The sequence below is a fragment of the Methylobacterium hispanicum genome (genome assembly GCF_022179285.1).
Lineage (GTDB): Bacteria > Pseudomonadota > Alphaproteobacteria > Rhizobiales > Beijerinckiaceae > Methylobacterium > Methylobacterium hispanicum.
In genome coordinates this window covers 201,653-218,868 of sequence record NZ_BPQO01000005.1, presented here as the reverse complement: position 1 = coordinate 218,868, position 17,216 = coordinate 201,653, and the positions used below count along the sequence as shown (strand labels likewise).

General features: G+C 72.4%; 18 protein-coding genes. 13 read left to right on the top strand and 5 right to left on the bottom strand.

All coding sequences use genetic code 11. From position 1 onward, the window contains the following. Positions 1 to 115: 115 nt before the first annotated feature. The gene (locus MFF56_RS07955; protein ID WP_082772915.1) at positions 116 to 289 is read right to left on the bottom strand and encodes a YqaE/Pmp3 family membrane protein; all 174 of its coding nucleotides are present in this window, start codon (positions 287 to 289) and stop codon (positions 116 to 118) included. A gap of 181 nt (positions 290 to 470) precedes the next feature. On the opposite strand from MFF56_RS07955, the gene MFF56_RS07950 reads away from it, so the two are divergent. Both MFF56_RS07950 and MFF56_RS07945 read left to right on the top strand, forming a co-directional pair. Further along, positions 471 to 1,757, top strand: coding sequence for a multidrug effflux MFS transporter (locus tag MFF56_RS07950; RefSeq protein WP_373324040.1), 1,287 nt, complete (start codon positions 471 to 473; stop codon positions 1,755 to 1,757). Between the two features lie 74 nt (positions 1,758 to 1,831). Continuing rightward, positions 1,832 to 2,332 (top strand): DoxX family protein, encoded by a 501-nt coding sequence (locus MFF56_RS07945; RefSeq protein WP_066919882.1) that lies wholly within the window; start codon positions 1,832 to 1,834, stop codon positions 2,330 to 2,332. Here the strand turns inward: MFF56_RS07945 and MFF56_RS07940 are convergent. Then, the gene (locus tag MFF56_RS07940) at positions 2,329 to 3,750 is read right to left on the bottom strand and encodes an MFS transporter (RefSeq protein ID WP_238229909.1); all 1,422 of its coding nucleotides are present in this window, start codon (positions 3,748 to 3,750) and stop codon (positions 2,329 to 2,331) included. The two genes, MFF56_RS07945 and MFF56_RS07940, sit on opposite strands and share 4 nt — an antisense overlap. 251 nt (positions 3,751 to 4,001) lie before the next feature. Here MFF56_RS07940 and MFF56_RS07935 point away from each other — a divergent pair, with 251 nt between their 5' ends. The 5 genes from MFF56_RS07935 to panE all read left to right on the top strand — a co-directional run bounded on the left by MFF56_RS07935 (position 4,002) and on the right by panE (position 8,307). Beyond that, positions 4,002 to 4,910 carry a DUF3313 domain-containing protein gene (locus MFF56_RS07935; RefSeq protein ID WP_066923988.1) on the top strand — a complete coding sequence of 303 codons (909 nt, stop codon included), beginning with the start codon at positions 4,002 to 4,004 and terminating at the stop codon, positions 4,908 to 4,910. A 190-nt stretch (positions 4,911 to 5,100) separates the two neighbouring features. Further along, positions 5,101 to 6,594, top strand: a complete 1,494-nt coding sequence (guaB, locus tag MFF56_RS07930) for an IMP dehydrogenase (protein WP_066923985.1) — start codon at positions 5,101 to 5,103, stop codon at positions 6,592 to 6,594. Between the two features lie 43 nt (positions 6,595 to 6,637). Further along, positions 6,638 to 6,904: a hypothetical protein gene (locus MFF56_RS07925; RefSeq protein ID WP_238229908.1), complete on the top strand. Its 267-nt coding sequence runs from the start codon at positions 6,638 to 6,640 to the stop codon at positions 6,902 to 6,904. Further along, complete coding sequence (locus tag MFF56_RS07920) at positions 6,901 to 7,308, top strand: type II toxin-antitoxin system VapC family toxin (RefSeq protein WP_066923982.1); 408 nt, start codon at positions 6,901 to 6,903, stop codon at positions 7,306 to 7,308. The genes MFF56_RS07925 and MFF56_RS07920 overlap by 4 nt, the downstream gene beginning before the upstream one ends. Positions 7,309 to 7,371: 63 nt before the next feature. Next, on the top strand, positions 7,372 to 8,307 hold the full coding sequence (gene panE / locus MFF56_RS07915; RefSeq protein ID WP_066923980.1) for a 2-dehydropantoate 2-reductase: 936 nt from the start codon (positions 7,372 to 7,374) through the stop codon (positions 8,305 to 8,307). A gap of 13 nt (positions 8,308 to 8,320) precedes the next feature. On the opposite strand, the gene MFF56_RS07910 is transcribed toward panE, so the two are convergent. After that, a complete protein-coding gene (locus MFF56_RS07910) occupies positions 8,321 to 8,491 on the bottom strand; it encodes a hypothetical protein (RefSeq protein WP_197430627.1) in 171 nt (56 codons plus the stop codon). Positions 8,492 to 8,629: 138 nt separating this feature from the next. Between MFF56_RS07910 and MFF56_RS07905 the strand changes: the two genes are divergently transcribed. After that, the gene (locus tag MFF56_RS07905; RefSeq protein WP_066923990.1) at positions 8,630 to 9,928 is read left to right on the top strand and encodes an RsmB/NOP family class I SAM-dependent RNA methyltransferase; all 1,299 of its coding nucleotides are present in this window, start codon (positions 8,630 to 8,632) and stop codon (positions 9,926 to 9,928) included. Between the two features lie 344 nt (positions 9,929 to 10,272). On the opposite strand, the gene guaA is transcribed toward MFF56_RS07905, so the two are convergent. Next, positions 10,273 to 11,829: a glutamine-hydrolyzing GMP synthase gene (guaA, locus tag MFF56_RS07900; protein ID WP_066926770.1), complete on the bottom strand. Its 1,557-nt coding sequence runs from the start codon at positions 11,827 to 11,829 to the stop codon at positions 10,273 to 10,275. Between the two features lie 199 nt (positions 11,830 to 12,028). Here guaA and MFF56_RS07895 point away from each other — a divergent pair, with 199 nt between their 5' ends. The 5 genes from MFF56_RS07895 to MFF56_RS07875 all read left to right on the top strand — a co-directional run bounded on the left by MFF56_RS07895 (position 12,029) and on the right by MFF56_RS07875 (position 15,594). Next, positions 12,029 to 12,259 (top strand): hypothetical protein, encoded by a 231-nt coding sequence (locus MFF56_RS07895; protein WP_066926772.1) that lies wholly within the window; start codon positions 12,029 to 12,031, stop codon positions 12,257 to 12,259. A 250-nt stretch (positions 12,260 to 12,509) separates the two neighbouring features. Next, positions 12,510 to 12,740 (top strand): hypothetical protein, encoded by a 231-nt coding sequence (locus tag MFF56_RS07890; protein WP_066926774.1) that lies wholly within the window; start codon positions 12,510 to 12,512, stop codon positions 12,738 to 12,740. Between the two features lie 93 nt (positions 12,741 to 12,833). Then, the gene (locus tag MFF56_RS07885) at positions 12,834 to 13,076 is read left to right on the top strand and encodes a ferredoxin (RefSeq protein ID WP_066926776.1); all 243 of its coding nucleotides are present in this window, start codon (positions 12,834 to 12,836) and stop codon (positions 13,074 to 13,076) included. After that, entirely contained in the window at positions 13,073 to 14,359 is a 1,287-nt protein-coding gene (locus MFF56_RS07880) for an NAD(P)/FAD-dependent oxidoreductase (RefSeq protein WP_066926778.1), read from the top strand. The genes MFF56_RS07885 and MFF56_RS07880 overlap by 4 nt, the downstream gene beginning before the upstream one ends. Then, on the top strand, positions 14,356 to 15,594 hold the full coding sequence (locus MFF56_RS07875) for a cytochrome P450 (RefSeq protein WP_066926780.1): 1,239 nt from the start codon (positions 14,356 to 14,358) through the stop codon (positions 15,592 to 15,594). The genes MFF56_RS07880 and MFF56_RS07875 overlap by 4 nt, the downstream gene beginning before the upstream one ends. Positions 15,595 to 15,610: 16 nt before the next feature. Here the strand turns inward: MFF56_RS07875 and MFF56_RS07870 are convergent, their stop codons facing one another. Further along, positions 15,611 to 17,116: a carbohydrate porin gene (locus MFF56_RS07870; RefSeq protein ID WP_238229927.1), complete on the bottom strand. Its 1,506-nt coding sequence runs from the start codon at positions 17,114 to 17,116 to the stop codon at positions 15,611 to 15,613. Positions 17,117 to 17,216 lie beyond the last annotated feature (100 nt).

Here is a 17,216-nt window from a genome sequence, read left to right as displayed (position 1 = left end):
CTCCCTCTGGGAGAGGGCGCGCGGCGCGGTTCCAGTGGCGATCTCGGAGACGACCCACGCCATATGCGATCGCCCTGCCCGCAGAGTGGGGAGCGAGAGCGCGCGGCCGCTCCGCTCAGAGCAGCGGGCGCTCGCGGTTCATCAGCCAGAGGGCGTGGACGGTGCCCGGCAGCCAGCCCAGGATCCACAGAAGGATGTTGAGCAGGAACTGCAGGCCGAAGCCGGTGGTCAGCAGCACCGCGACGGGCGGCAGGAAGATCGCGAGGAGGATGCGGACGAGGCTGGACATCGGTCTCTCCAGTGGAAGGGGCTCGCGCGCCCAACGAAGCTGAGCCTTCTCCGTTCCGGCGCCGCGGCTTCCGCAGGCCACGGTCGCGACGCGGACATGCGCACCGTCACATCGCCGCCGCGTTGTCGGGGGACGGGGAGCCCGGGAGGGGGCTCTCCCGCAGCTCCGCTCCGAGGCATCCGTGACCGCACCGATCCGGCCGAACCCGCCCGAGGGGGCGCGTGCCAGCGCCCCCGTCGCCGTCCCCGCGGCGTGGGCCGGCCCGGGCTTCGCCGAGTTCGTGGCCATCGTCGCCCTGATGATGGCCGTGACCGCGATCTCGATCGACAACCTGCTCCCGGCCTTTCCGGCGATCCAGGCGCGGTTCGGGGTCGCCGACGCCAACCATCTCCAGCTCCTCGTCTACGTCTACATGATCGGCTTCGGGCTGGCGCAGATCGTCTACGGGCCGGTCTCGGACGCGCTCGGCCGCCGGCCGGTCCTCCTCGGGGGGCTGGCGATCTACGCGGCCGGCACGGCGCTGGCGATGGTGGCGCCCTCCTTCGGCTGGCTGCTCGCCGCCCGCATCATCCAGGGCGTCGGCGCGGCGAGCGGGCGCGTGCTCTCGACCGCGATCGTGCGCGACCGCTTCGCCGGCCGCGAGATGGCGAGCGTCATGTCGCTGATCATGATGGTGTTCCTGATCGTGCCGATGATCGCGCCCGCCGTCGGCGGCGCGATGCTGGCGCTGGGCTCCTGGGTCTGGGTCTTCGTCTCGATGCTGGTGCTGGCCGCGATCTGCACCCTCTGGTTCACCTGGCGCATGCCCGAGACCCTGCACCCGGAATACCGCCGCCCGCTCTCGCTCCGCGCCACGATCCAGGCCGTGCGGACGACCCTGCGCTGCCGGGTCGCGGTCGGCTACGCCACGGCGCTCGGCCTGCTCACCGGCTGCATCATGGGCTATGTCGGCTCGTCCCAGCAGATCTTCGATACCGGCCTCTACCATCTCGGCGCGCTCTTCCCGCTGGCCTTCGGCGCGGTCGCGGGCGCCATGGGGGCGGCGACGCTCGTCAACGCGCGGGTGGTGCGGTGGCTCGGCATGCGCCCGCTCTCGCATGCGGGCCTCGCGGCCTTCGTGATGGTGGGGCTCGCCCAGGTCGGCGTCGGCCTCGCCTGGCACGGGCACCCGCCGCTCGCCCTGTTCCTCGGGGTGCTGGCGCTGAACCAGTTCCTGATCAGCTTCGCCATGCCGAACTTCAACGCGCTGGCGCTGGAGCCGCTGGGCGCCATCGCCGGCACCGCCTCGTCCTTCCTGGGCTTCTACACCACGATCCTCGGGGCGCTGTGCGGCTACCTGATCGGGCAGGCCTTCGACGGAACCGTGCTGCCGATCGGCATCGGCTACGCGACGCTCGGCGGCCTCGCGCTCCTCGTCGTGGCCTGGACCGAGCACGGACGGCTGTTCCGCGGCGGCGTCTCCGGTTGATGGCGCCGCGTCCTTAACCCGGCCTACACGCACCCGCCCCAAGGCTCCTCCGGCCCGCCCGAAGGAGCCCGTCCGTGATCGCCAGAGCCCCCGACGCCCTCAGCCTCGCCGCGCGCCTGCTGCTGGCCTCCGCCCTCCTGCCGACGGGCATCGCCCGGGCGCTCAACGTCTCGGGCTTCGCGCTGACGCTGGCGGGCGCCGGCGTACCGGCCCCGAACGCGGTCGCGACCGCGATGGTCGTCGTGCAGGTCTTCGGACCGCTCGCGCTGATCCTCGGCGTGCTGCCGCGGCTGACCGGGCTCGCGCTGGCGCTGTTCGCCGCCGGCATGGCAGTGGTGCTGCACCCGTTCTGGCAGTTCGGCGGCGCGGCGGCGATCGCCGAACGCACGCTGCTGCTGGCCGATCTCGGCCTCGCCGGCGGCTTCCTCCTCTACGCCCTGCAGGGCCCCGGCGCCTGGAGCTGGCAGGGCTGGCGCGCGGGCGCCCGCTCCGCGCCCAAGAAGGCGCCGGCCCGCAAGCCCGCCAACAGCAACGGACCGAAGCGCGGCGGCCGACCCGCCCGCGCCGCGGCCTAGTTTCGCCCCGGCGCCCCGGCCGGGGCCGCCTCGACCGCGCGCCGCCCCGAGATCTCCGCGCCGGCATCCGGGCTGAGCCGCCGGAACGGGAACACGGAGGCGCCGGAGATCAGCGCTACCGCCAGGAAGGCCGGGCCGAAATCCTCCGCCCGGATCTCCGCGCGCCCGTGCCACGCGGCGGCGCCCTCGAGTGCCAGGGCGCCGAGCGTCACGCCGAGGCTCAGCGAGAGCTGCTGCGCGACGCTGGCGAGGCTAGTGCCCGCGCTCATCTCCCGCTGCTCCAGGTCCGCGTAGGCGATCGCGTTGATGCAGGTGAATTGCAGCGAGCGCAGGCAGCCGCCGAGGAACAGCAGGCCGATGATCAGCAGGTGCGGGGTCTGGGCCGTGAACAGCCCGTTCACCGCCAGGAAGGCGGCCGCCAGCACCGCGTTCGTCACCATCACGGCGCGGAAGCCGAAGGTGCGCAGGATGCGGGGGCCGACCGTCTTCACCAGCATCGCGCCCGCTGCCGCCGCGAAGGTGATCAGGCCCGATTGCAGCGCGTCGAGGCCGAAGCCGATCTGCAGCATCAGCGGCAGCAGGAAGGGGATCGCCCCCGTGCCGATGCGGAACAGCGAGCCGCCCGTCACCGCGGCCCGGAAGGTCGGGTAGCCGAGCAGGCCGAGCCGCAGCACCGGGTGCGGCACGCGGGCGGAATGGCGGATGTAGAGGCCGAGCAGCGCCGCGCCCCCGCCGAGGCAGCCCCAGGTGAGCCAAGCCGGCAGCAGGTGGCGCCCGAGCGAGGCGAGGCCGAGCATCAGCCCGGCCAGGCCCGGCCCGAGCAGCAGGAAGCCCGCGACGTCGAGCGGCGGCCGCTCGGCCTCGCGCAGATCCTCGAAGTAGACGCTCGCCAGCACGATCCCGGCGATCCCGATCGGGATGTTGATCAGGAAGATCCAGCGCCAGTCGAGCCAGGTGGTGATCAGGCCGCCGAGCGGCGGGCCGAGGATCGGGCCGATCAGTGCCGGGATGGTGAGGTAGGCGAGCGCCGTGACGAGTTCCGATTTCGGCACGCTGCGCAGGATCACGAGGCGGCCGACCGGCACCATCATGGCCCCGCCGAGGCCCTGGAGGAAGCGCGCCGCCACGAAGCTCAGGAGGCCGTCGGCCGCCGCGCAGGCGAGCGAGCCCGCCATGAACACCCCGAGCGCCGCGCGGAACACCGTGCGGGCCCCGAACCGGTCGGCCATCCAGCCGCTCACGGGGATGAAGATCGCGAGGCTGACGAGGTAGGCGGTGAGCGCGAGCTTGAGCGCGATCGGATCCTCCCCGAGGCTCGCCGCGATCGTCGGCAGCGCGGTGGCGATCACGGTCGCGTCCGTGTTCTCCATGAACAGGGCGGTTGCGACGACGAGGGGTACGATCCGGGTCGGGGACATCGGTCTCGACAAGCGATTTGGTGAACGGGCGGTTGCATGCGGGGCGCGCCTGCCCTGAATGTGACCGACCGCGCGCGGGATCTGCCCGATTCCGTGGCGGATCGGCCACGGATTGTTTCCGAACGCGGCCCGGTCCCGGGCCGGGCCTTCCGGGGGGCGCCCGCGGGCCCTAAGCTCTGCCGTACTGTACGCGGCCCTCCGCGCCCGGTCGGGCGGCGGGAGACGGGACCGCTCCTCGAGAAAGTGCCCGGATGATCACGAGGCCGAAGACGCCCCGATCGCTATCGCCCCGATCCCTGCCGCGGCTCGCCGCGGCCTCCGCCCTGATGCTCTCGGTCGCCGCCTGCGGCACCGTGCTCCTGAACGACACCGGTTCGCTCACCCGCTACGACCTGCTGCGCGCCAGCACCGAGGCCTCGACCACGGCCAGGCTCTACGCCGACCGGGCGGCGCTCGCCGGCACCCGGACGGTGCGCATCATCCCGACGCGCTTCCCGGCCAACGCCGCGGGCGCGGCCGGCCTCACGGAGGTCGAGCGCAGGGTCGTGGCCAACAACGCCGACCGGGCGCTCTGCTACGAGCTCTCCCTGAAATACGACGTGGTCTCGACGCGCGACGCCGACCTCACCGTGCGTGCCCAGGTGACGCGCGTCGAGCCGACGAACCTCGTGGGCGCCGGCTCGACCATCGGCCTCTCGGCCGCCGTCACGGTGGCCTCGCAGGTCGGCGTCGGCGTCGCCGAGGGCATCGGCCGCGTGCCGATCCCGCGCGTGCCGATCGGGCTCGGCAGCCTGACGGTCGAGGCCGAGGCGCTCGACCGGCGCCGGCAGCAACGGGTGGCGATGGTCTGGGGCGGCGCCTCGAACTCCTTCACCAGCCAGCCGCGCTTCTCGCCGGCCAGCGACGCCTACGACCTCGCGGGCGATTTCGGCCAGGATCTCGGCTACCTCATCGCCACCGGCGAGGACCCGTTCAAGGCGCCGCTCTCGCTCCCGACCTGGGACCGCGTGCGCATCACGACGCTCGGCGAGGCGCCGCTCGACCCGGATTGCGAGGCCTTCGGCCGGGCGCCCGGCGTCAACGGCATCGCGGGCGACTATATCGGCCTGCCGCCGGACTGGACCGACAAGGGACCGACCAACGGGCTCCCGGCGCGCTGAGGCGCCGGGATTCCCGCCCGGTCCGGGCCTCGCCATGCGGTCCGCGCAGGCGGGCCCGGCGCGAATAAGCCGGTGCGGCGCGGTTTCGCCGCCTTGGCGGGGCGGGTACCCCCGTGATATCGGCCCGTGCCAACCCAATCACGCCGGTGGCCCTGGATCAGGCGCCGCGCACCTGCAGGGAAGTTGGCACATGGCCCCCATCAGCGCCGCCTCGATCATCGAGGGCCTGACCTTCGACGACGTCCTCCTGCGGCCCGCGGCCTCCTCGGTGATGCCGACCGAGGTGAATGTCGGCTCCCGCCTGACCCGCACGATCAAGCTCAACCTGCCGATCCTCTCCTCGGCGATGGACACCGTCACCGAGGCGCCGATGGCCATCGCCATGGCCCAGCTCGGCGGCCTCGGCGTGATCCACCGCAACCTGGAGCCGCCGGAGCAGGCCGAGCAGGTCCGCCTCGTCAAGAAGTACGAGTCGGGCATGGTCTTGAACCCGATCACCATCCACCCGGACGCGAGCCTCGCCGAGGCGTTCGAGGTGATGAAGCAGAACCGCATCTCCGGCATCCCGGTGGTGGAGCGGGGACCGAACGGCTCGCGCGGCAAGCTCGTCGGCATCCTGACGAACCGCGACGTGCGCTTCGCCACCAATGCCAGCCAGCCGGTGGCCGAGCTGATGACCCGCGACCGGCTGATCACCGTGCGCGAGGGCGTGACCCAGGACGAGGCCAAGCGCCTGCTGCACCAGTTCCGCATCGAGAAGCTGCTCGTCGTCGACGACCATTACCGCTGCATCGGCCTGATCACCGTCAAGGACATCGAGAAGCAGGTCGCCTACCCGACCGCCGTGAAGGACGAGCACGGCCGCCTGCGGGTGGCGGCCGCCACCACCACGGGCGACGGCGGCTTCGAGCGGGCGGAGCGCCTCATCGATGCCGGCTGCGACGTGATCGTGGTCGACACGGCGCACGGCCACTCGATCAAGGTGCTCGACGCCGTGCGCCGGGTGAAGCAGCTCTCGAACGCCGTGCAGGTGGTGGCCGGCAACGTCGCGACCCGCGAGGGCGCCCAGGCGCTCATCGACGCGGGCGCCGACGCCATCAAGGTCGGCATCGGCCCGGGCTCGATCTGCACCACCCGCATCGTCGCGGGCGTCGGCGTGCCCCAGCTCACCGCCCTGATGGAGGCGGTCGAGGCCGCCCACGAGGCCGACGTGCCGGTGATCGCCGACGGTGGCATCAAGTACTCGGGCGACCTCGCCAAGGCGATCGCGGCGGGCGCCTCGGTGGCGATGCTGGGCTCGCTGCTCGCCGGCACCGACGAGGCGCCGGGCGACGTGTTCCTGTACCAGGGCCGCTCCTACAAGAGCTACCGCGGCATGGGCTCGGTCGGCGCGATGGCCCGCGGCTCGGCCGACCGCTACTTCCAGGCCGAGGTCAGCGACACCCACAAGCTCGTGCCGGAGGGCATCGAGGGGCAGGTGCCCTACAAGGGCCCGGTCGGCGCGGTGCTGCACCAGCTCGCAGGCGGCCTGCGCGCCGCGATGGGCTACGTGGGCGCCGCCACGATCCCCGAGTTTCAGGAGCGGGCGCAGTTCATCCGCATCACCAATGCGGGCCTGCGCGAGAGCCACGTCCACGACGTCACCATCACCCGCGAGAGCCCGAACTACCCGTCGCGGACCTGAGTGGGGCCGGCCATTCGGCGGTCTATCGGAACCGGGGTGTCGCGTGGCAGAATCCACGACGGAGGCCCCAAGCATGACGATGTCGTTTCGGTTTTCATCGATGGGCTCGGAACCGTCTTACGAGCGCGCACGAGAGGACGGCGCGGCCGCGCCGTCCGAGCTGCGGCGGCGCACCGACGGCATACGGGATGCGAACGTCCTCACGGCAGACGAAGCCGTCGCCCTGACCCGCGGCATCCGCGCCCGTGCGTTGAAGCATCCGCTGCCGGACAGCGCGCTGACGATCCGGGCCGAGCGCGACGCGGGATGATCGTTATCGATGCCTGCGTCGCGGCGAAGTGGTTTCTGCCCGAGCCTCACAGCGATGCGGCGGAGGCGATCCTGGCGGAGGGTGACGTGCGCATTGCGCCGGAGCACATCCTCGTCGAAGTCGGCAATACGCTGCTCAAGGCATATCGGTCCGAGGCCATCACACGCGATCATGCGCACGAGGCCATTGCTGCTCCGACGCGATTGGTGCAGTTGCAGGCAATCCACGAGATCGCGCCTGCTGCCTTGGAGATCGCCGTACGGGTCGGCTGCACGAACTACGATGCGCTCTACCTCGCGGCCGCGGAGCGCTGGGGTGCAACGCTCGCAACCGCCGACGGCCGGCTCGTTCGGCAGCTTCGTTCCGCCGGTTGGAGCGGATCGATTCGAATGATCGGGACCTGACCGGTTCCCATAGCGGTATCTCGGCTGCGCCGCCGGCGCCAAACCTCACAGGGATTTACGAAGATGCGCGTGCTGGTGGTGGGGGCCGGGGCGACTGGGGGCTATTTCGGGGCGCGGCTCGCCGAGATCGGCCGTGACATCACCTTCCTGGTGCGCCCGGCCCGGGCCGAGATCCTGGCGGCGCGCGGGCTGAACCTGAAGAGCCCGTTCGGAGACCTGCAGCTGCCGGCCCCGCGGACCGTCACGGCCGACCGGCTGGGCGAACAGGCGTTCGACCTCGTCGTCCTCTCCTGCAAGGCCTACGACCTCGACGCGGCGATCGCCGACATGGCGCCCGCCGTGACCGAGGGCACGGTGGTCCTGCCGATCCTGAACGGCATGGCCCATCTCGACGCCCTCGACGCCGCCTTCGGGCCGGCGCGGGTGCTCGGCGGCTCCTGCGCCATCATCTCGACGGTGGGCCCGGACGGCGAGATCCGCCACATGAGCGAGCTCTGCACCATCACCTACGGCGAGCGCGACGGCGGTCGCTCCGACCGGGCGCAGGCCATCGACGCGCTGATGCAGGGCGCCAAGTTCCAGGCCCGCCTCAGCGACAGGATCCTGCTGGAGATGTGGGAGAAGTGGGTGTTCCTGGCGACGCTCGCGGGCGCCACGACCCTGATGCGGGCGGCGCTCGGCGACATCCTCGCGGCGCCCGGCGGCCGCGAGCTGATCGGCGGCCTGCACGGCGAGTGCCTCGCCACCGCCGCCGCCGCCGGCTACGCGCCCCGCGACAAGGTCGCGGCGCAGGCCCGCGCGACGCTGACGGCGGAGGGCTCGCCGATGACGGCCTCGATGCTGCGCGATATCCTGGGCGGCGGCCGCATCGAGGCCGACCACGTCGTCGGCGACCTGATCGCGCGGGCGCGCGCGGCCGGCGTCCCGCACCCGCTCCTCGGGATCGTCTATACGGGCCTGAAGGCCTACGAGGCGCGCCGGGCCCGCGAGGCCCGGTAGCGCCGGGCGAGGCTCAGTAGCGCGGGCCGCGGGGCGGCGGGCCGCCGTACTCGAGCTGCGTCTTGGCATCGACGCGCGGCGGCGGCGGGCTGAGTTCCGGACCCGGTGCCGCCGGGGCCTGCGAGCAGGCCGCGAGCGCGGCGGCGGCGAGCGCCGCCAGAGTGAGACGGGGGAGGGGGGACATCGGGCTCTCCGGCCTTCGTTGAAGCGAGAGGCGTTGTCGGCCCGGATCGGGCCCGAAGCTCGGCCGTATCGTGGCCCTGCGGCGCAGGAAGCGTGGCCGTTTCACGGCAGCGTGAACAGAAGATTACAGGAGACCGACCTGACACCCTCCGCCCGCTGCTCCGCCGCCATCGAGGTGCTCGCCGACATCGCCGCGCGCCGACGCCCGGCCGCCGACGCTCTCAAGGACTGGGGCCTCGCCCACCGCTTCGCGGGCTCGGGCGACCGCGCCGCGATCGCGAGCCTCGTCTACGACGCGCTGCGCCGCCGCGCCTCCGCCGCCTGGATCATGCAGGACGAGGCGCCGCGCGCCGTGCTGCTCGGCTCGCTGCGCCTGCAACAGGGGCTGGCCGCACCCTCGATCGCCCAGCTCTTCACCGGCGAGCGCTTCGCGCCCGAGCCCTTGAGCGACGGGGAGCGCGCGCGGCTCGATCAGGGCAACCTCGCGGAGGCGCCGCCGCACGTCGCGGGCGACGTGCCCGAGTGGGTGCTGCCGGACCTCGCGGGCCTGCTTGGCGACGATCTGCTGCCCGAGCTGAAGGCGCTGGCCCGACGGGCCCCGCTCGACATCCGCCTGAACGCGCTCCGGCAGGACCGGGACGCGGCGCTTCCCGCCCTGGCGCACCTGAACGCGGAGCCGACGCCCTTCGCGCCGCAGGGCCTGCGCATCCCGATCGGCGCCGACGGGCGCGGGCCGGCGCTCCATGTCGAGCCGGAATTCCTTGAGGGCTGGTACGAGATCCAGGACGAGGGCTCGCAACTCGCCGCATTGCTGAGCGAGGCGTGGGCCGGCGAGATGGTGGTCGATCTCTGCGCGGGCGGCGGCGGCAAGACGCTGGCGCTGGCGAGCCAGACCCGCAACGGCGCCCGGCTCATCGCCAGCGACGACGATCCGCGCCGCCTCGCGCCCATCCACGAGCGCCTGCGCCGCTCGGGCGCGGAGGCCGAGGTGCGCACGCCCCGGGGCGGCCGGGCGCGCACGGACGTGCTGGCGGATCTCGACGGCACGGTGGACCGGGTCGTGGTCGATGCGCCCTGCACGGGCGCGGGCACGTGGCGGCGCAACCCCGACGCCAAGTGGCGCCTGCGCCCCGGCAGCCTCTCGACCCGCCTCGCCGAGCAGGCCGCGGTGCTCGACCGGGCGGGCCGCCTCGTGCGGCCGGGCGGGCGGATCAGCTACATCACCTGCTCGCTGCTGCCGCAGGAGAACGACGGCGCGCTCGACGCCTTCCTGGGACGGGCGGAGGGCTTCGCCGTGGTGCCGGCGCGCGACGTCGTCGCGCGGGTGCTGCCGGCGCTCGCCGACGCCGTGCGCTTCACCCGCCACGGGCTGCAGATGAGCCCCGCCCGCACCGGCACGGACGGGTTCTACGTGGCGAGCCTGGAGCGGCGGGGCTGATACGGTTTCCGGTCGAATGGTTCGGAGGTGTCGGGCGAACCGCGCCGCGCCCTCTCTCCCTACAGGCAGGGCGATCGCATATGGCGCGGGTCGTCTCCTCGATCGCCACTGGAACCGCGCCGCGCCCCCTCTCCCATAGGGAGAGGGTTGGGGTGAGGGGTATGACATTTCAGGACGGCGCACGCGGTCGACGCGCGTTCAGGCCCTCGCCTCTTTCGGGAACGTCATACCCCTCACCCTGTCCCTCTCCCTATAGGAGAGGGGACCCGAGCTTCAGCCTGAGAGGATCCCGCAGAACCGAGCGCTTCAACCGGATCCCGTATGATGCCCCGCGCGCGGGCCCGCTACTCCCACTCGATCGTGCCGGGGGGCTTCGAGGTGATGTCGTAGGTCACCCGGTTGATGCCCTTGACCTCGTTGATGATCCGGGTCGCGACCCGGCTCAGGAAGGCCATGTCGAAGGGGTAGAAGTCGGCCGTCATGCCGTCGACCGAGGTGACGGCGCGCAGCGCGCAGACATGGTCGTAGGTGCGCCCGTCGCCCATCACGCCGACGGTCTTGACCGGCAGGATCACCGCGAAGGCCTGCCAGATCGTGTCGTAGAGCCCGGCTCTGCGGATCTCATCGAGGTAGATCGCGTCGGCCTTGCGCAGCGCGTCGAGCTTCTCGGACGTGATCGTGCCGGGGCAGCGGATGGCGAGGCCCGGGCCCGGGAAGGGGTGGCGGCCGACGAAGCCCTCCGGGAGCCCCAGCTCGCGCCCGAGCACCCGCACCTCGTCCTTGAACAGCTCGCGCAAGGGCTCCACGAGCTTCATGTTCATGCGCTCGGGGAGCCCCCCCACGTTGTGGTGGCTCTTGATCGTCACGGACGGCCCCCCCGTGAACGAGACGCTCTCGATGACGTCCGGGTAGAGGGTGCCCTGCGCCAGGAAAGCCGCGCCGCCGATCTTCTTCGATTCGGCCTCGAACACGTCGATGAACAGCCGCCCGATCGTCTTGCGCTTCACCTCCGGGTCGCTGACGCCCTCGAGCGCCGAGAGGAACATCTCCTGCGCTTCGACGTGGACGAGCGGAATGTTGTAGTGGTCGCGAAACAGCCGCACGACCTCCTCGGCCTCGCCCTGGCGCAACAGGCCGTGATCGACGAAGACGCAGGTGAGCTGGCTGCCGATCGCCTCGTGGATCAGCACGGCCGCCACCGCCGAATCGACGCCGCCGGAGAGCCCGCAGATTACCCGCTCGGACCCGACCTGCTCGCGGATCTTGGCGATCGCCTCCTCGCGGTAGGCACCCATGGTCCAGTCGCCGGAGCAGCCCGCGATGTCGCGCACGAAGTTGCGGATCAGCAGCGCGCCGTGCGGCGTGTGCGCCACCTCCGGATGGAACTGCACCGCGTAGAACTTGCGCGCTTCGTCTGCCACCGCCGCGAAGGGGGCGTTCTTCGAGATCGCCACCGTGGTGAAGCCGTCCGGCAGCTTGGTGACGCGGTCGCCGTGGCTCATCCAGACGGGATAGTGCTCGCCGACGTGCCAGACGCCCCGGAACAGTGCGCAATCCGAGAGGATCTCGATCTCGGCCCGGCCGAACTCGGCGTGGTGGCCGCCCTCGACCTCGCCGCCGAGCTGGGCCGCCATGGTCTGCTGGCCGTAGCAGATGCCGAAGACCGGCACGCCCGAATCGAACACCACCTGCGGGGTGCGGGGCGAGGCCTCGGTCGTCACCGATTCCGGGCCGCCCGAGAGGATCACGCCCTTCGGCCGCGTCTCCGCGAAGGCCTCCGCGGCCTTCGTGAAGGGCACGATCTCGCAGTAGACGCCCTCCTCGCGCACGCGGCGCGCGATGAGCTGCGTCACCTGGCTGCCGAAGTCGACGATGAGGATCTTGTCGTGGTCGGTCGTCATGCCGGGTCAGTCATCAGGGAAATCGCCATGGACCCGCGATTAGACGAGCGCCGGGACGCGCGCAACGCGCGCCCCCGCAGGGCTCCGTTGCTTCAACCCCCAATTGAGGTTCGGGCGCAACCTCAACCCCGGATTAAGGGCTCGTTCAGGATTTGCGGGCCACACCGCCGCCCCCGCAACCGAAGCAGGAGCTCGATCCTTGAAAGCGATCTTCGTCGGACTTGCCGCCCTCACCCTGGCCGGACTCACCGCCCCGGCCTCCGCCCTTCCGCTGGGCCCGGGCCCGGTCGTCGCGCCGGGCCACGGCGTCGAGCAGGTCCGCGTGGTGCGCCGGACCGTCATCCGCGGCCCGCGCTGCCGCACGGTGGTCACCAAGCGGCGCGGGCCCTACGGTCGCGTGACGGTGGTGCGGAGCCGCCGCTGCTTCTGAGCCGCCCGCGGGGGGACGCCTCCCCCCCCGCTCGGGCGACGGCGCCGGCCATCTCCGCACGATCCCGGCGGCGTCGCCCTCGACAGGGCGCCCTGATCTGATCTAAGTCAGTCTTCAGGTTCGGTGGCGAAATTGGGCCGATGTGGCCGACCGCTTACAGACCTTCGCTGAACTGGTATATCCAGGGCTCTCGGCAGACACGAGAGACCTGTCGGATGTCGAGGCGGTCCGGCGGAGGGACCCACCGATCATGCCCAAACCCAGGGACGGCCGCCGATCGCCGGATCGCCGGTCCTGCGGATCCAGCGCGCAGGACGAGGGACCGCTCGCCCTCGCGGCCGACCGCTGCATCGCGGCCCACGAGGCCGTGCTGGAACTGAACGATCCCGATCTGCACCGCCTGTCCGAGATGCTGCTGCTGGCCGTCGGCAAGCGGCTCGCACACCAAGACCGGAACGCGCTGCGACAACTGATGAACTGACCCCGGCCCCGGACGCCGCTTGATACCGGACGCGGGCGGCCGATCTAGGCCGTGGGGCAGCGCGGCATCGCCCCGTGGGCACGGGAGCGTTGCGTGAGGGTCGTGGTCGATCTCAACCGGTGTCAGGGCTACGCGCAGTGCGTCTACGCGGCGCCGCGGCACTTCGTCCTGCACGGCCGCGAGGCCCTGGTCTACGACACCGCGCCGGACGACGCCGACCGGGCCGCGATCGAGCGCGCCGCGCAGGCCTGCCCGGTCCGGGCCATCACCGCCTGCGCCGACGACCCCGCGGACGATTCCGCCGACCGGGCCGCGGCCGCGGGAGAGGCCCGGTGAGCGCCCACGATCCCGGCCGCATCGTGATCGTTGGGGCCTCGCTGGCCGGTCTCAGCGCTGCCAAGGCCCTGCGGGCGCACGGATTCTCCGGCGGTCTCATGCTCGTCGGCGACGAGCCGCACCGGCCCTACGACCGGCCCCCGCTCTCCAAGCAGGTCCTGCGCGGGGATTTCGGCCCCGACACCACCCTGCCGCAGCCGGCCGACCTCGACATCGCGGTCCGGACCGGCACGGCGGCGGCCGGGCTCGACCGGGACGGGCGCGCCGTCATCCTCGCGGACGGCGAGCGCCTCGCCTACGATCGCTGCCTCGTGGCGACCGGGACGCGGGCGCGGCCCTGGCCGAACCCGGCGGAGGCGGCGCTCGCCGGCGTCGCGACGCTGCGCACCCGCGCGGATGCCGAGCGGCTCAGACAGCGCCTGCGGGAGCGCCCGGCCCGCGTCGTCCTCGTCGGCGGCGGCTTCATCAGCTTCGAGGTCGCCTCGGTCTGCCGGGAATTGGACATCCCGGTCACGGTGCTGGTGCGCGATGCCGTGCCGCTCGCGCGCGCGATCGGCGCGCCGCTCGGCGCCTTCATGGCCGAGGTGGCGCGGGATGCCGGCGTGGACCTGCGGCTGGGCGCCGCGATCGCCCGGATGGAGGCGGACGGGCGCGGACGCCTCGCCGGATTGGTGTTGGAGGACGGCGGCCGGATCGAGACCGACTGCCTCGTGGTGGCGATCGGCGCCGCGCGCAACGTCGAGTGGCTCGACGGGGCCGGCCTCGCGGCGGACCGCAACGGCCTGCGCTGCGACCGGTTCTGCCGGGCCTTGCGGGCCGACGGCACGGCGGCCGACGGGATCTTCGCGGCCGGCGACGTGGCGCACTGGCCCAACCCCCACGACGGCGACGCGCTGGTGGCGGTGGAGCACTGGGGCAACGCGGTGGCGCAGGCGCGCATAGCCGCCCGCAACATGCTGGCGCAGGACCCCGCCGGGATGGTGCCGCACGACCACCTGCCGGATTTCTGGTCGCAGCAGTTCGGCCTGACCATCAAGCTCCTCGGGCTCACGGCCGGCGCCGACGCCTTCGCGGTGGTGCGGGGCGCGATGGCGGAGCGGCGCTTCCTGGCGGTCTTCGGCAAGGCGGGCCGCACCGTCGCGGTCGCCTCGGTCGATTCCGCCCGCTGGCTCCCGGCCTACCGGAGCGCGATCCTGGAGGGGGCGCCGTTCCCGCCGCTCCCGGGCGGGCTCGACGCGCCCCGCCGGATCGAGACCCAGGTTCTGGAGGAGACCGCCCGGTGAGCACCCTGTTCGAGCGGTTCCTCGACCCGGACAACCGCGCCGACCCCTACGGGCTCTTCGCCGAGCTGCGGCGCGAGCCGGTCTGCCGGCAGGAGGACGGCACCTACGTGGTCGGCACCCATGCCGAGATCGACCGCCTGCTGCACGATCCCCGCATCAGCTCCGACGACCTGCCCGACCCGCAGCATTTCCGCTGGACCGGGCACCCGATCACCGACCTCCTCGTGCGGCCGGTGCGCGCCGAGATCCGCAAGCGCCATCGCCCCTTCATCTTCCGCGATCCGCCGGACCACGAGGCGCTCCGCGGCCGGGTGATGCGCGCCTTCAGCGTCGAGCGGGTGCGCGGCATGCGGGCGAAGACCGAGCGGCTCACCCACGACCTCATCGACAAGCTCGCGGGCAAGGCGCGGATCGACCTCGTCGACGCGTTCTCCTACCCGCTCCCCGTCACGGTGATCTGCCACCTGCTCGGCGTGCCGCCGGAGGACGAGCCGCGTTTCCACGGCTGGGCGACGCAGCTCGCCACCGCCCTCGAGCCGAACCAGCGCGGCGACGAGGAGACCCAGATCAAGAACGAGGAGACCTTCGCGGAGATCGCCGACTACCTGCAGGATCTCGTGAAGGCCAAGCGCCGCGAGCCCGCGGACGACATCCTCTCGGACCTCGCGGCCGGCGACGATGCCGAGCGGATGAACGACTACGACCTGATCGCCACGGCGGTGCTGCTGCTGGTGGCGGGCCACGAGACCACCGTGAACCTGATCACCAACGGCGTGCTGACGCTGCTGCGCTTCCCCGAGCACCTGGAGCGCCTGCGCCGCGAGCCGGAGATCGCCCCGCGGCTGATCGAGGAGTTCCTGCGCTACGAGCCGCCGGTGCAGTACCGGACGCGCCTCGCGCTCGCCGACATCCCGCTCGCCGGCACGACGATCCCCGAGGGGGCGCCGGTCGTCCTGCTGATCGCGTCGGGCAACCGCGACCCGGCCCGCTTCGCGGATCCCGAGCGCTTCGATCCGGACCGGCGGGACAACCGCCATCTCGGATTCGGCGGCGGGCTGCACTACTGCGTCGGCGCCCCGCTCGCCCGGATCGAGGCGGAGATCGCCCTGGTGGCCTTGAGCCGCCGGCTGCGCGAGCCGCGCCTGCTCGCCGACCCGCCGCCCTACCGCCCGGGCGCCTCGCTGCGGGGGCCGAGCGCGCTGCCGCTGGCGATCGCGGGCATCGCGGCGGCGTGAGGTCCTTGCGGCGTCCTCAGCGGCTGCCCGGCCCCCGCGCCAGGCCCGCCAGCGTGAACAGGTCGATCGAGAGCTTGGCGCCGACCACGAAGGCGTCCGGGATGTTGCGGTTTCGGTAGGGGAAGCGGGTCTGGTCCGGGTTGACGATGTATTGCAGGTTCGGCGTCAGCCGGATCGCGGGCGTGACCTGGATCCCGTAGTTCAGCTCCATCATGATCTGCTGCCCCGGCAGGGAGCGGTTCCGGCCGATCGCGTTCTGCGCCAGCGCGATGGTCTGGAGCGCCAGCGGGCTGAATCGCTGCGTGTTGATGACGAAGCCCGCCGTGTCGTAGGGCCGGCCCGCGAAGGTGCCGGTCTGGACCGCGCCGATCTCCAGGAAGTAGTCCTCGATCAGACGACCCGAGGTGCCGGCCATCGCCACGCCGAAGAGCGTCAGCCCCTGGATGCCGGAGGGGTCGGGCCGCCAGACCATCTGGTCGAAGCGGGCGTAGACGCCCGAGCGTCCGAAGCGGGTCGCGGGGGGGAGGCCGGTGAGAACGGCGGCGCGGCCCGTCACGTCCCGCACCGGGTCGGCGTAGTCGGAGGCGTCGTACCAGCCGCCGATGCCGTAGTTCCTGGGCAGAACGTCGTTGGCGAAGGTGGTCGAGAAGCCGAGCTCGAACGGCACGATCGCGCCGGTCGCGCCCTTGATCGAGAAGTCGAGGCCGTTGTCGCCGGGCTGCTGGTGGAGCGGGTTCACCTCGTAGACGCCCGCGTGGACGAACACCCTGTCGGTGAGCCACGCCTTGGCGTGCGCGCCCCAGCTCGACACGGGCCAGAACGTGAAGTTCGAGGTCTTGAACACGAAGGTCGGGTTGCCGCAGGCCGAGTTCGTCTGGAAGTTGCAGTAGAGCGGCGAGTTCAGGAAGCTGATATTGGCCACCAGCCGGCCGAACTCGATGTCGAGCCGGTCGTCGAACAGCTTCTGCTGGTAGGAGAGCAGGGTCAGCCGCGTGGTCTGCCCGCCTCCGAAGATCTCCTGCACGCTGGTGTTGTTGCCGATGACGTCGTTGGCGAGGCTGCGCCCGTGGCGGTTCGTGACCGCGACGTGGAACGAGCCGCCCGCGATGCCGGCGAGCCGCTGCAGGTCGCCGTCGATGCCGAGGAAGAGCTGGCCCGCGTAAGCCGAGCCCTGCCGGATGCCGCCGACCGGGTTGGCCGCGCCCTGGCCGGTGTAGTTCGCCAGGAACGAGAGCCCGTTGCCGAGGTCGAAGGTGCCGGGCGGGAGCGCCGGGGGCGTCGCGGTCTGGCCGAGGGTGTCGGCGGCGCCCGCCGCGCTCTCTGCGCCGTCGAAGCCCTGGCCGTCCGGGCGCGGCGGCGGCCGGCGCGCCGCCTGCCGCCGCAGCAGCGGCGCCACGGCGGTCGCCGGAATGCCGACGCCACCCCCCGCCGTCGGCGCGGTCTGCGCCCGCGCGTCCGTCGCGTATCCGGCGATGCCCGCGGCGCAGAGGCCGAGAGCGGCCAGGAGCCTGCCCGATCCCATCATGGTCCATCCCCCCAGGAGAGTGCGTTGTTCATGTTCCCGGTCTCGCGCCGGGTTTCGTGACGGTTGCGGTGTTTTCGCGTGGCGGCTTCAGTCGATA